General features: G+C 61.3%; 13 protein-coding genes and 1 pseudogene. 4 read left to right on the plus strand and 10 right to left on the minus strand.

What is annotated here, in order from left to right:
- A pseudogene (locus B0G76_RS00005) lies at window positions 1-1125 on the minus strand (indolepyruvate ferredoxin oxidoreductase family protein); the annotation flags it as partial.
- Window positions 1126-1471: 346 nt separating this feature from the next.
- On the opposite strand from B0G76_RS00005, the gene B0G76_RS00010 reads away from it, so the two are divergent.
- Window positions 1472-1675, plus strand: a complete 204-nt coding sequence (locus B0G76_RS00010) for a hypothetical protein (RefSeq protein ID WP_120289133.1) — start codon at window positions 1472-1474, stop codon at window positions 1673-1675.
- Between the two features lie 61 nt (window positions 1676-1736).
- Here B0G76_RS00010 and hppD read toward each other — a convergent pair whose 3' ends face one another.
- Complete coding sequence (gene hppD, locus B0G76_RS00015; protein ID WP_120289135.1) at window positions 1737-2834, minus strand: 4-hydroxyphenylpyruvate dioxygenase; 1098 nt, start codon at window positions 2832-2834, stop codon at window positions 1737-1739.
- 245 nt (window positions 2835-3079) lie between these two features.
- Between hppD and B0G76_RS00020 the strand changes: the two genes are divergently transcribed.
- Window positions 3080-3577 carry an Lrp/AsnC family transcriptional regulator gene (locus tag B0G76_RS00020; RefSeq protein WP_120289137.1) on the plus strand — a complete coding sequence of 166 codons (498 nt, stop codon included), beginning with the start codon at window positions 3080-3082 and terminating at the stop codon, window positions 3575-3577.
- Window positions 3578-3658: 81 nt separating this feature from the next.
- On the opposite strand, the gene B0G76_RS00025 is transcribed toward B0G76_RS00020, so the two are convergent.
- The 8 genes from B0G76_RS00025 to paaA all read right to left on the minus strand — a co-directional run bounded on the left by B0G76_RS00025 (window position 3659) and on the right by paaA (window position 9978).
- Window positions 3659-4327 carry a GNAT family N-acetyltransferase gene (locus B0G76_RS00025; protein WP_120296109.1) on the minus strand — a complete coding sequence of 223 codons (669 nt, stop codon included), beginning with the start codon at window positions 4325-4327 and terminating at the stop codon, window positions 3659-3661.
- Between the two features lie 242 nt (window positions 4328-4569).
- Window positions 4570-5178, minus strand: a complete 609-nt coding sequence (locus B0G76_RS00030; RefSeq protein ID WP_120289139.1) for a TetR/AcrR family transcriptional regulator — start codon at window positions 5176-5178, stop codon at window positions 4570-4572.
- A gap of 14 nt (window positions 5179-5192) precedes the next feature.
- The gene (locus B0G76_RS00035; RefSeq protein WP_120289141.1) at window positions 5193-6005 is read right to left on the minus strand and encodes a DUF1835 domain-containing protein; all 813 of its coding nucleotides are present in this window, start codon (window positions 6003-6005) and stop codon (window positions 5193-5195) included.
- A 162-nt stretch (window positions 6006-6167) separates the two neighbouring features.
- Window positions 6168-7256, minus strand: coding sequence for a 1,2-phenylacetyl-CoA epoxidase subunit PaaE (gene paaE, locus B0G76_RS00040; protein ID WP_120289143.1), 1089 nt, complete (start codon window positions 7254-7256; stop codon window positions 6168-6170).
- A 1-nt stretch (window position 7257) separates the two neighbouring features.
- Window positions 7258-7800: a 1,2-phenylacetyl-CoA epoxidase subunit PaaD gene (gene paaD, locus B0G76_RS00045; protein ID WP_120289145.1), complete on the minus strand. Its 543-nt coding sequence runs from the start codon at window positions 7798-7800 to the stop codon at window positions 7258-7260.
- Between the two features lie 43 nt (window positions 7801-7843).
- Window positions 7844-8647, minus strand: coding sequence for a 1,2-phenylacetyl-CoA epoxidase subunit PaaC (gene paaC / locus B0G76_RS00050; protein WP_120289147.1), 804 nt, complete (start codon window positions 8645-8647; stop codon window positions 7844-7846).
- A gap of 8 nt (window positions 8648-8655) precedes the next feature.
- Window positions 8656-8940 carry a 1,2-phenylacetyl-CoA epoxidase subunit PaaB gene (gene paaB / locus B0G76_RS00055; protein ID WP_007179854.1) on the minus strand — a complete coding sequence of 95 codons (285 nt, stop codon included), beginning with the start codon at window positions 8938-8940 and terminating at the stop codon, window positions 8656-8658.
- A gap of 39 nt (window positions 8941-8979) precedes the next feature.
- Window positions 8980-9978 (minus strand): 1,2-phenylacetyl-CoA epoxidase subunit PaaA, encoded by a 999-nt coding sequence (paaA, locus tag B0G76_RS00060; RefSeq protein ID WP_120289149.1) that lies wholly within the window; start codon window positions 9976-9978, stop codon window positions 8980-8982.
- A gap of 216 nt (window positions 9979-10194) precedes the next feature.
- On the opposite strand from paaA, the gene B0G76_RS00065 reads away from it, so the two are divergent.
- Window positions 10195-11820 carry an NAD(P)/FAD-dependent oxidoreductase gene (locus B0G76_RS00065; RefSeq protein WP_120289151.1) on the plus strand — a complete coding sequence of 542 codons (1626 nt, stop codon included), beginning with the start codon at window positions 10195-10197 and terminating at the stop codon, window positions 11818-11820.
- 84 nt (window positions 11821-11904) lie between these two features.
- Window positions 11905-13173: an SGNH/GDSL hydrolase family protein gene (locus B0G76_RS00070; RefSeq protein WP_120289153.1), complete on the plus strand. Its 1269-nt coding sequence runs from the start codon at window positions 11905-11907 to the stop codon at window positions 13171-13173.
- Window positions 13174-13330 lie beyond the last annotated feature (157 nt).

The raw sequence follows: 13330 nt of genomic DNA on the forward strand, positions 1-13330 counted from the left end.
ACGCTGCGCGTCGGGCCAGTTGTACAGTTCTTCCTTGATTGCGTATTCGAGAATCTGGCGTTTTTCTTCAACCACCAGAATTTCTTCGAGACCGCGCGCGAACGCTTGCGCGCCTTGTGCCTCGAGCGGCCATACACAGCCGACCTTGTACAGGCGGATGCCGATGCGCGAACAGGTTTCGTCGTCGAGACCTAGATCGGTCAGCGCCTGACGCACGTCGAGGTATGCCTTGCCGCCGGTCATGATGCCGAAACGCGCATGCGGCGAATCGATTTCGACGCGGTCCAGTTTGTTCGCGCGCACGTAGGCGAGCGCCGCGTACCACTTGTAATCGAGCAGACGCGCTTCCTGCACCAGCGGCGGATCCGGCCAGCGGATGTTCAGGCCGCCTGCGGGCATGACGAAGTCTTCCGGCAGAATGATTTTTGTGCGGTGCGGATCGATATCGACCGAAGCCGACGATTCGACCACATCGGTCACGCACTTCATCGCCACCCACAGGCCAGAGTAGCGGCTCATTGCCCAGCCGTGTAGGCCGAAGTCCAGATATTCCTGCACGTTCGACGGAAACAGCACCGGCAGGCCACACGCCTTGAAGATGTGTTCCGACTGGTGCGCGAGCGTCGAGGATTTGGCGGCGTGGTCGTCGCCGGCGAGCACAAGAACGCCGCCGTGTTGCGCCGAGCCGGCCGAATTGCCGTGCTTGAAGACGTCGCCGGAGCGGTCGACACCCGGGCCCTTGCCATACCACATCGAGAACACGCCATCGTATTTGGCGCTCGGGTACAGATTGACCTGCTGTGAACCCCACACGGCGGTCGCTGCGAGGTCTTCGTTGACGCCGGGTTGGAAGACAACCTGGTGCGCGGCGAGATGCTGCTTCGCCTTCCACAGAGATTGGTCGAGTCCGCCGAGTGGCGACCCGCGATAACCGGAAATAAAGCCGGCGGTATTGAGCCCGGCAGCCTGGTCGCGTTCCTGCTGCAGCATCGGCAGACGCACTAGCGCCTGGATACCGCTCATGTACGCGCGGCCGCGTTCGAGGGTGTACTTATCGTCGAGCGTGACGGAAGATAGCGCGGCTTCGAGCGAGGCTCGCTGATCTGCGTCTAGCGGGGCATTCATTATGTGTACTCCTCCACCCAGTTTGGGATCGCCAAAACTTTTTTGGGCCGCTGCATCTTGTGAATGCTTCGGGCCGGGGTCGCCATATTGACGTGTTTTAAGCGATGGTAGCACTGGTGAAAACCCGCCGCAGCACGCAAGAAATGCGGCAGTGCAGCGTGATTTCCACCGAGCGTATCGGGCGACTTCCGGCGCCGATTGCCGCTGTAACAAGCTGTAAAAACTACAAATTTGCGGAACCGCAGTTGAAATGTCTGTCTAATCCCCCACCTGCGGGCATTGTCTGCGGAACGCTCTGCATTCGGTGGAGCTTCAGGACAGCAGGGCAGTTAGAAAAGGAGTACGCATGAACACGAGAAACATCCAGACTTTCCTGATGGTTTCGGCCGCATTCTTTGCCATGAGCGCGCCGGTGCGCTCGAGCTCAAGCGCGAGTAGCGCTGGGGCACTGTCGAACGCGATCAGCACGGCGCAAGTCGCGCCCGCACGCATTGCGATGGAGCGCCGTGCACGATCCACCAAGGCCGGCGAGGAAAACCAGAATTCGTGATGCGTCGCTGAGGCGGCGTGTCGGTTGAAAATCTCTCAGATTCCGCGCCGATCTTCGGCCGTTAGGCCTTGTCCTGCACTACACCGCGGCGAATCTGGTCCAGCTCGATCGATTCGAACAGCGCTTTGAAATTACCCTCGCCGAAGCCTTGATTGCCCTTTCGCTGGATGATCTCGAAGAAGATCGGTCCGATCTGGTTCTCGGTGAAGATCTGCAGCAGCAGGTCGTCGGGTGCGCCGTCGATCAGGATCTTGCGCTTACGCAATTCGTCGAGCGGCTCGCCGTGATTCGGCACCCGGCGATCGACCAGTTCATAGTAAGTGTCGATCGTATCGAGCAGCGCGATGTTCGCCGCGCGCAAACCGTCCACAGTGCGGTAAATATCGTTGCTGCCGAGAGCGATGTGCTGAATGCCTTCGCCGTGGTACTGGTCCAGATATTCCTGAATCTGACCGGCTACATCCGAACCTTCCTCATTGATCGGAATGCGGATTTTGCCACAAGGCGAAGTCATCGCCTTCGATTTCACACCGGTCACTTTGCCTTCGATGTCGAAGTAACGCACTTCGCGGAAATTGAACAGACGTTCATAGAACTCCGCCCATTCCTGCATGCGGCCGCGATGGACGTTGTGCGTCAGGTGATCGATATAGGTCAGGCCGTGGCCGACCGGGTTCGGATTCGCGCCGGGAATCGGCTCGAAGTCGACGTCGTAGATATCGATGTTGCCGACGCTGCCCGGTTCAGCGCCGTTCTTGCCGCGCCAGCGGTCGACAAAATAGATCAGCGAATCGCCGATACCCTTGATCGCCGGAATGTTCAGTTCCATCGGGCCGGTCTTGTTGTCGAAGCCCCAGGCGCCTTTCTCCAGAGCCTGCTCGTAAGCTTTCGCTGCGTCTTGCACACGGAAAGCGATCGCACAGATCGACGGGCCATGCAGGCGCGTGAAACGTTGCGCGAACGAATGCTGTTCGCCGTTGACGATAAAGTTGATGTCGCCTTGGCGATACAGCGTCACGTCTTTGTGACGATGCCGGGCGATGGCGGTGAAGCCCATCTGTTCGAACAGTTTGCCGAGCGCCTTCGGATCCGGTGCGGTGTATTCGATGAATTCGAAGCCGTCGGTGCCGACCGGGTTTTCCCAAGTTGAAACCTGCATTGTCTGTCTCCTGTGTCGACCGGAGTTGGCGCTTTAGCGCTTACTCCGGTCCCATCCAAAGTTGTCGACCGGAGTTAGCGCTTCGGCGCTCACTCCGGTCCCAAGCAAAGCTAAAGGGGGCGCGCATTGCGCGACTGAATGAGGCCAGTGTAAAGGTGCGCTGGCGACGGAAACTTGCGAACTTAATCACGCGCCGATACGCTTACGCTATTTTCTAGCTCACTTTTCCATATGGACGGCAGAACATGGCCAAAATAGAGATAGACGCCATCGACAGGCGGATTCTGGCAATCCTTCAGGAGAATGGCCGGCTGTCGAATCAGGAGATCGCCGAGCGTATCAATCTGTCGCCGAGCCCGTGTTTACGGCGTATCCGTCGGCTGGAAGAAAGCGGGGTGATTCGCGGCTACGTCGCGCTGCTCGATGCGCAAAAGCTTGGGCTCGATCTGCTAGCTTACGTCAACGTGCGACTGGAAAAACGCAGCGGCCCGGCGCTCAGTCCGCGCGGCGGCGCGACGCATGCCGATCTTTTCCGGGCAGCGGTGCAGACGTGGCCGGAAGTGGTCGCATGTCACGCGATGACGGGCGACATGGATTACCTCCTGCGTGTGCAGGTCGAGGATATGGCGCACTTTTCACGTTTCGTGCAGGAGCAGTTGCTGCACCATCCATCGGTAATCGATGTGAAGACGAGCTTTTCGCTCGAGAAATTCAAGGAGACAACGGCGCTGCCGATTTTGTGAGCGCCGGGCCGCGCTCAGGCGACGGACAAACAAAAAGGGCAGCCGCAAGGCTGCCCTTTTCTTCGCCGAAGCGCAGGCCGGTTAAGCAGCTTCAGCGGTGGGCAAGAACGATTCGAACAACTTCGACGCCTGACGCGCCTGGCGCTTGAGCGCATAGTCGAACACCGCGGCTTGCTCCTGCAGCATCTCAGCGATGATGCTCGTTTGATCCGCCGGCGGCAGCGTCAGATAGGCGTCGGCTTCACCGTACGCGTATTCGATCTTCATGCCGGCCTTCTTCGCGATGTGCATCATGGTCGAATTGCGCGACAGGCAGTGCATGTACAGCGTGGTGACATGCGTATTGCGGCTGCGGATGGCGGCGCGCTCGAAGAGCTTCGAGCCAATACCTTGCCCGCGGGCGGTTTCCAGCACCGACACGCCGAACTCAGCGGTGCGCTTGTCGCCTTCAGCCGGCAGATACGCCAGATGACCGACGCCGATGAGTTGCAACTGGGTGTTGAACACACCGAAGACCGTATCGCGCGTGAAATCAATCGCGCGGACATAGTTTTCAATAACGTGGTCCGGCACGATCTGGCCGAAGCGCAGAAGGCGGTCGTCTTCGTCGAGCGAGAGAAAGTGGGTTAGCAGCCGATCGCGATCGATGGCGGTGAGCTCACGGACCAGAGCAGGCGCACGACCGCCTGCCTGCAACCGACGGTCGTGCGAGACGATCGGCTCAGCGGCGTGGGGTGTAATCAAGTTCATGGTCGGGTTCTCCTTGTGATCGAGCGGCATGGTGCACCGCAAAAACGATTTTAGCGGAAACCCTGGTCTCGTACTAGGGAAAACCCGTATCAATATTTGAAGAGAGTGCCTAAAAAGTTAGCGCCCTATTTTTAGGGTATTGATTATTAAAGAAAAATAAATTGAACGAGCGTTCGGGAAGAGATGTCGCATCCAGGCAACTAGCGCCAATTGTTTCATCTGAACAATGTTGCTACGCGCAATCAGCTTTCGGCAGGGCTCAATCCGTGATCCACCATATTGACCACCTGCTCGGCAAATTCACGGTAGCCCATCCGGCCGTCCGGCTTGAGCCAGGTGAACGTCCAGTTGATCATGCCGAACACCATCATCGTGAGGGCGGTCTGGTTTTCGCGCGTGGCGCGTTCCGGATAGGCGCGCGCCAGTTGCCGCGCAAAAGCCGCGACCACGTCGCGCTGGCGGTTCAGGACGATTTCTCGCTGGATGTCGACCAGATACTTCACGTCGTTGAGGAGCGCGACATGGCGGCTGTGCGACGTCTCATACTCGGACAGAAACGCGCGGATCAGCTCCGCGAAGGTTTCCCGCTCCGATAGCCCGCGACGTTGGCTCGCACCTTGCACCTCGGCAATGATCAGCATTAGCCGCTTCGTGTAGCGGTCCAGCAGATCGAACAGGATCGCTTCCTTGCTCGCGTAGTAGTGGTACAGGCGCGCTTTCGAGGTGCCGCTCGCAGCGGCGAGGTCAGCCATCGAGGTGCTTGGGTAGCTGGTCTGGGCGAATTTCGCCGCGGCCAGTTCGAGGATCTGGTCGCGCTGGGTTTCGTGGTCGGGAGCTCGGGTGCGGGCCATAGTCGTCTGTTTTATTAGTGTGGACAGGGGGCGAGCGCCGCGCACAGTTCCAGGGTGCGCCATGCGTTCGCGTCGCCACGCAGCTTGATGCGACGTGTCGCGGCCAGTTCGCGGAAGCGCCACAGCACGATGCTGTCGCTCACCAGATACCCGAGTTCGGCGGTCATCAGTTCGGAGGCCACTCGCGCCGCGGGTTGCCAATCGCCGGTGGCCTGCTCGAGAATCAGCGCGTCCAGATCGGCGAAGCTGCCGCTCGTGAACGTGTTGTCGCGCCAGCGCCGTGTTTCGCCGTTCGCGTGTTTGGCTTCCTGCCATTCGAGCGCGAGCCGGCTAATGCGCAGAACCGAAATCGGCGCCGCGTCCGGCAGGCGCCCTTGCAGTACAGCCGGCGCGAACATGCCGACGGATGTCGCGCGATCTTTGCGGCTGTGCGCCCATGCACCCGGATCGGTGAGGTCGCCAATCGACAGACGTACTTCATTCAACCGTTGCGGGTTGTTGCGCAGGTGGTAGGCAACGCGGCGCAACATAAGTTGATCGGCTGCGCTTTCGCCGTGCCAGACTACCAGGTTCGCGTCACCGCGCGCGATGCTCTCCAGCGCGGCGGCCTGCTCGCGGAATTCCCGAAGGAAATCGCGCCGGGTGTCCGTGCTGACACGGTCCCAGAATTCCGCTCGCACGTCGGGTCCGTCATCGATACCGCGCAGCGGACCGACCGCCAGATCGTCGCGCAGTGCGTGCACGCGATCGTCGCGGCCCGCTTCGGCTAGCGCGGCGCGCAGGGATTCGGCGGCGACATCGCCATTGGTGAGGTGGATGGTGCTCATCGGCAGTGGCTTGGGCTGGCAAAAAACGCAAATGACAAACGACAGAAAGGGGCCGCTCATCGATCGGGACAGATGTCCTATCGCGAGCGGCCCCTAGTGTAAGCGGATCGCGGACCTGCTGAAAGCATTCCGGGCGCCGCATGGCTGCCCGGCACGTTTGGTTCAACGCTCGTCGTAACTCACCACCACACGATCGCTGAGCGGATGGCATTGGCAGGTCAGCACGAAACCGTCGCGAATTTCGTGCTCTTCCAGCGTGTAGTTCTTTTCCATCTTGACCTCGCCTTCAAGCACCTTCGCGCGGCAGGTGCAGCAGACGCCGCCCTTGCACGCATACGGCAGCGCGAGGCCGGCACGCAAGCCGACGTCGAGCACGCTCACGCCCTGATACGGCAGGCGCAGCCTGCGCCTTTTGCCGTCGAGGACGATTTCGAGGTCGGCGGCCGGGGTGTCGTCGGTGATTTCGACCGGCGGCACACCCGCTTGCGGCAGTGGCGAGCCGAAGCGTTCCACGTGCACTTTTGCCGAAGGCACGCCCGCGGCTTCGAGTGCGGCCTCGGCGGCGTCCATCATCGGGGCGGGGCCGCAGATGAAGGCTTCGTCGATTGCATCGGCCGGCAGCAGGTTTTCGATGAAAGCCGCGCACTTCTGCTGGTCGAGTACACCGTTGAACAGCTCGACGTCCTGCAGGTCGTCCGACAGCACGTGATAGAGCACGAAGCGGTTCATGAAGCGGTTCTTCAGATCTTCGAGTTCTTCCGCGAACATGATCTGATCGACGCTGCGGTTGCCGTAAACCAGCGTGAAGGTGCTGCGCGGCTCGACTTCGAGCGTGGTCCTGATGATGGCGAGCACCGGCGTGATGCCCGACCCACCGGCAAACGCGATGTACTGCTGACCCTGGTCGGCGTTCAGATGGGTGAAGAAGCGCCCATCCGGTGTCATCACGTCGATGGTGTGGCCGGGCTGCAGCGTGTCGAACGCGAAGTTCGAGAAACGCCCGCCGCGCACGCGCTTGATGCCGATGCGCAGTTCGCCGTCGCGATCGTAATCGGTGACGCCGACGCAGATCGAATACGAACGGCGCGTTTCCTCACCGTCGATGTGCGTTTTCAGCGTGACGAACTGGCCCTGCGTGAAGCGATAGTGGTCGCGCAGTTCGTCGGGGACTTCGAAGGCGACCGAGACTGCGTCGGCGGTTTCGGGACGCACTTCGCGGATACGCAGCGGATGAAATTGCGGAGTAGCCATATCAGTATGGTTTGAAGTAGTCGAAGGGTTCGCGGCAGTCGAGGCATCGGTACAGCGCCTTGCAGGCCGTCGAGCCGAATTGCGCGAGACGCTCGGTATGCGCCGAGCCGCAACGGGGACAGGACGGCGCCGGCAACGCGCGCGGCATGAAGCGCAGCACTTTTTCCTGCGACGGCACGACGGAGCCGCAATTGCCCGTGGGCGGCGCGATTCCGTAAGCGCGCAGCTTTTCACGCGCGTCGGCGGTCATCCAGTCGGTGGTCCAGGCGGGCGCGAGGACCGTGGCGATCCGATACGGTTTCAGCTCAGCGGCATCGAGTGCATGGGCGACGTCTTCGGCGATCTGCGACATCGCCGGGCAACCGGAATAGGTCGGCGTGATCACGACTTCGAGCGTGCCGTCGGCGGCGCGTCGCACGTCGCGCAAAATGCCGAGTTCTCGAATCGATACCACCGGGATCTCCGGATCAGGCACCGTTTCGAGTACGGCCCATGCGCGTTCGAGCGTGGCGTCGGCGGTGGGCATGGCAGTCGAGGTCGTCATCGTGAAGTTCCGTCGGGTTCCGCTTGTGCGCGTGGTGGCGCGCTTACCAGGTGGCGCCGGGATGCTGGCGCGCGAGGCTTTGCATTTCGGCCAGCACGAAGCCCATGTGTTCTGAATGCTCGCCATGTTTGCCGGTCGTGATGTGCTTGACTGCTTCGGGCAGCGTGAGCGTGGCCTGGTCGAGCGTGGCCTGTACGTCTTCGAGCCACGCCGCCTTAAGGTCCGACGTCAGCGGCCCGATGCCGGCCGCGGCGATGGTCTCTTCCACTGCGTCGGCACTGAAAAACTCGCGCGTGTACGGCAGCAGATAGTCGAGTGCGGCTTGTGCGCGCTGATGCGATTCGTCCGTGCCGTCGCCGAAACGGATCAGCCATTCGCTCGCGTGGTGCACGTGATAGCTGGTTTCCTTGATCGACTTCGAGGCGATCGCTGCGAGCTGTTCATCCTTCGACGTAGTGAGGGCAGTCCACACGTGCGCCATCAGCGTCGAGTACAGGAAATTGCGCACGATTGTGACTGCGTAGTCCTTCTCGGCTTGCGCGGTACCGGCGAGCGGGCCGTAATGCGGCAACTCGGCCAGCGTGTAATTGGCGAACTCGCGTTCGGCGCGGAAGTAGGCGTAGTCGTCTTCCGTGCGGCTTTTGCCGGTGAGCTGCTGTTCCAGCGAGGCGGCGTGCGTGTACAGCAGGCGCGCCTGGCCGATCAGATCGAGACTCATGTTCGACAGCGCGATGTCCTCTTCGAGGATCGGGCCGTGACCGCACCACTCGGTGTTGCGCTGACCGAGGATCAGCGCGGTGTCCGCGAGGCGCAGCACGTACTGCAGATGTTGGGGCGTGATGGTCATGGCCGCGCTTACATGTGGTTGACTTCGTCGGGGAGCGTGTAGAACGTCGGGTGGCGGTAAATCTTGTCGCCAGCCGGTTCGAACAGTTCCGCCTTGTCTTCCGGCGCGGACGCTGTGATCGCCGACGACGGCACCACCCAGATGCTCACGCCTTCCTGGCGGCGCGTGTAGACGTCGCGTGCCATGCGCAGCGCCATCGGCGCGTCGGCGGCGTGCAGGCTGCCGCAGTGTTTATGGTCGAGTCCCTGCTTGCTGCGCACGAAGACTTCCCAAATCGGCCATTCCTTGTTCATCGCTGATCTCCTGATACTTTGTCCGGGTTGCCGCGTCAGTTAAGCGGCGTGCTGTTGTGCGCGCCGGCGTTGCTTTTCGGCGTGGGCGAGGGCAGCTTCGCGTACCCAGGCGCCGTCGTCATGCGCTTTCACGCGGGTCGCGAGGCGCTCGCGGTTGCACGGGCCGTCGCCATTCACGACGCGCCAGAATTCTTCCCAGTCGATGTTGCCGTAGTCGTGGTGGCCACGGGCTTCGTTCCACTTCAGGTCCGGGTCCGGGAGCGTGACGCCGAGCACCTTGGCCTGGTCGACAGTGGCGTCGACGAATTTCTGGCGCAGATCGTCGTTCGAAATCCGCTTGATGCCCCATTTCGACGACTGGCTGCTGTGGATCGAGTCCTTGTCGCTCGGGCCGAACATCATCAGAACGGGCCACCACCAGCGGTTCACGGCTTGCTGGACCAGTTCACGTTGCGCTTCCGTGCCGCTCATCATCGACATCAGCGCGTCGAAGCCCTGGCGCTGATGGAACGACTCTTCCTTGCAAATACGGATCATTGCGCGTGCATACGGACCGTAAGTGCAGCGGCACAGCGGAATCTGGTTCATGATCGCCGCGCCGTCCACCAGCCAGCCGATCACGCCGACGTCCGCCCACGTGGGCGTCGGGTAATTGAAGATGCTCGAATATTTGGCTTTGCCCGAGTGCAGCGCGGCGATCAGTTGATCGCGCGACACGCCGAGCGTTTCGGCCGCGCTATATAGATAGAGGCCGTGGCCGGCTTCGTCCTGCACTTTGGCCAGCAGGATCGCCTTGCGCTTCAGGCTGGGTGCGCGCGAAATCCAGTTGCCTTCCGGCAGCATGCCGACGATTTCAGAATGCGCGTGCTGGGAGATTTGCCGCACCAGCGTCTTGCGGTAGGCGTCAGGCATCCAGTCCTGCGCCTCGATTTTGCCGTCGGCGGTCATGACCGCGTCGAATTGCGCCTGCTCGGGCGAACTCGCTGCCGCGTCGAGCGGGGCAACATTGCCGGGGATATCCAGGGATTGCGTGTACATGGGGACGCTCTCAGCGGAAGTTGTCTGTGTTTGCGCAGTATAAGCCAACCGACCGGTCGGTTAATAAATTTTTTGAGAAAGATCGCAATTGTCGATAGGAGGAGGAAGGGACGCTGCCGAAGGCGTTTCGCTTGCGCTGCCGCCCCGTGCCGACACTTAACCTATAAAATTGCGAATTGGCTGCGATTTGCGGCCTTCCTGCATCCCCCGGTACTCATGTTACGTCTAAGCGAAATCAAACTCCCGCTCGATCATCCCGAGAGCGTTCTCGAAGCCGCCGTCCGCGCGCGCCTCGCTGAACTCGGCGTGGGCGACGACGGGCTCATCCGGTACACCGTATTCCGCCGCGCGCACGACGCGCGCAAGCGCGCCGACATCAAGCTCACGTACATCGTCGACGTAGAGGTGAAGGATGAAGCGGCCGCGCTCAAGCGGCTCGCCGACGTGCCGCATTGCGGCGTGACGCCGGACATGAGGTACCATTTTGTCGCCAAAGCACCGGCGCAGATGACCTCCCCGCGCCCGGTCGTGATCGGCATGGGGCCGTGCGGCTTGTTTGCCGGGCTGATCCTCGCCCAAATGGGCTTTCGTCCGATCATTCTCGAGCGCGGCAAGGCCGTGCGCGAGCGCACCAAAGATACGTTCGGCTTGTGGCGCAAGTCGGTGCTCAATCCTGAGTCGAACGTGCAGTTCGGCGAAGGCGGCGCGGGTACCTTCTCGGACGGCAAGCTTTACAGTCAGATCAAGGATCCGAAACACTACGGCCGCAAGGTGCTCGATGAATTCGTCCGCGCGGGTGCGCCCGAGGACATTCTTTTTCTGAGCCGGCCCCATATCGGCACGTTCCGCCTCGTCAGCATGGTCGAAAAGATGCGTGCGACCATTCACGAATTGGGTGGCGAAGTGCGTTTCGAGACGCGCGTCGACGATATCGAAATCGAACAGGGCAAGGTGCGCGGGCTCAAACTGTCGACGGGCGAGCATCTGCGCTGTGACCATGTGGTGCTGGCGGTTGGCCATAGCGCGCGCGATACCTTCCAGATGCTGAACGACCGCGGTGTCTATATCGAAGCAAAGCCGTTTTCGCTCGGTTTCCGGATCGAGCATCCGCAAGGGTTGATCGATCGCAGCCGTTTCGGCAAGTTCGCGGGTCACAAGCAACTCGGCGCGGCGGACTATAAGGTGGTGCATCACTGCAGCAATGGGCGCGCGGTTTATAGTTTCTGCATGTGTCCGGGCGGTACGGTGGTTGCGGCAACGTCCGAACCGGGCCGCGTAGTGACCAACGGCATGAGCCAGTACTCACGGGCGGAGCGAAATGCCAACGCGGGGATCGTCGTCGGCATCACGCCGGACGATTATCCGGGCGGCCCGCTCGCCGGCATCGCCTTTCAGCGTAAATGGGAAGAGCGGGCGTTCGAACTGGGCGGAGGCAACTATATGGCGCCTGGCCAGCTGGTCGGCGACTTTATCGCCGGGCGGCCGTCTACGTCGCTGGGGTCGGTGGTGCCGTCCTACAAACCGGGCGTGCATCCGACGGATCTCAGTACCGCGCTCCCCGACTACGTGATCGAAGCGATCCGCGAGGCGTTGCCGCAGATGGACAAGAAGATCGCCGGTTTTGCCATGCATGACGCCGTGCTGACTGGCGTTGAGACGAGAACGTCGTCGCCGATTCGCGTGCGGCGCCGGGACGACTTTCAGAGCATGAATGTCGAGGGTTTATATCCGGCCGGCGAGGGAGCGGGGTATGCCGGCGGCATCTACTCGGCAGCCATCGACGGGATCGAAGTGGCCGAAGCGCTTGCGCTGAAGATGGCGGGGGCATCGCAGGCGGACTGATCCGGCGATAGAGTTTGCCCGGTCGGCCGCGATGGCCATGGCGATCGGGCACAATGCACGTTTCGCATCGTACTGACCACCCGAATGACCATTCGCACCCTGGCTGCCGCATGTGGCGCGGCGCTGCTTTGCCAATTTTCCGTCTCCCCGACTGTTTTTGCCGCCGACGCCTCGACGCATTGGGTCACTGCGTGGGCGACGGCCTTGCAACCTATCCCGCAACGGTCGGATTTGCCGCCGCTTTACCGTGTCCCGGAAGTCGCAGGGCGCACGGTTCGTCAGATCGTCTATTCCACGCTGTCAGGTAAATCCGCACGAGTCCATCTCAGCAACGAGTACGGCAAGACGGCGCTCGTCATCGAGGATTTGCGCATTGCGCGCTCGGTCGGTGGGGCGGCGGCGTTGAGCGACGGCGAGACGCGTGTGACGTTTGGCGGTAAGAGTTCGGTGAGCGTACCGGCGGGCGCTGAGTTGGACAGCGATCCGATAGCTATCGACATCGTCGAAGGTGCGCCCTATGCGATTAGCACGTTTATGGGGCCTGAGCAGCGGATCGTGGCATGGCACCGGGTTTCGAACCAGTTGAACTTCGTTTCCGCACCGGGTAATCATACCGCCGACGCTTCCGCTGAGTCGTTTCGCGGCCGGTTCACGCAATATGTGTGGGTGACGGGTTTGTCGGTGGAGGCGCCTTCGTCGGCTGCCGTCGCTGCGATCGGCGATTCAATCACCGACGGCATGCGCTCCAGCCTGAATCAGAACCGGCGCTGGCCGGACGCGCTGGCGCGTCGGTTCGCCAGCACCGGCGACCACTCGACGGCAATCGTCAATCTTGGCATTAGCGGCAATCGCTTGTTGAGCGATTCACCCTGCTACGGTGACGCGCTCGTCCGGCGTTTCGACCGGGACGTGCTGGAACGCCCGGGCGTCAAGACGGCGATTCTGTTGATCGGAATCAACGACATCAACTTTGCCGAGATGCCTGCTCGCAGCGGCCTTGATTGCGACTTTCCTCATACCTCGGTGACGGCAGCCGATCTGATTGCTGGCTACCAGCGGGTGATTGCGGATGCACGGCACCGCGGCGTGAAGGTGTTCGGCGCAACGTTGACGCCGGCATCGTTGCCGGCGCCGCGCGAGACGATCCGGCTCGCGGTCAACCAGTGGATTCGAACCGGTCACGCTTTCGATGGCATCGTAGATTTCGACGCAGCGCTGCGTGACCCGGCGCAACCGAATCGCCTGCAGCGCGCCTTTGACAGTGGCGACCATGTCCATCCCAGCGATGCCGGATATGCCGCAATGGCCGAAGCGATTCCAGTGGCTGCTGTAGTGAACTCGACCCGGAAGTGAGCTGCCAGGAAAAATTTTCCGTCAAACGCTTGTCACATGACCGATGTTCACCTATAGTTCGGCTCCTCGTTTGTGAACGAGGGCCGCGGCGGAAACCAGCGGCTGTAGCGTCAACAAGGTTTTAAGCGAAAGCGAAAAAATGATGTTGACGAAACGA

This window comes from Paraburkholderia sp. BL23I1N1 (assembly GCF_003610295.1).
Lineage (GTDB): Bacteria > Pseudomonadota > Gammaproteobacteria > Burkholderiales > Burkholderiaceae > Paraburkholderia.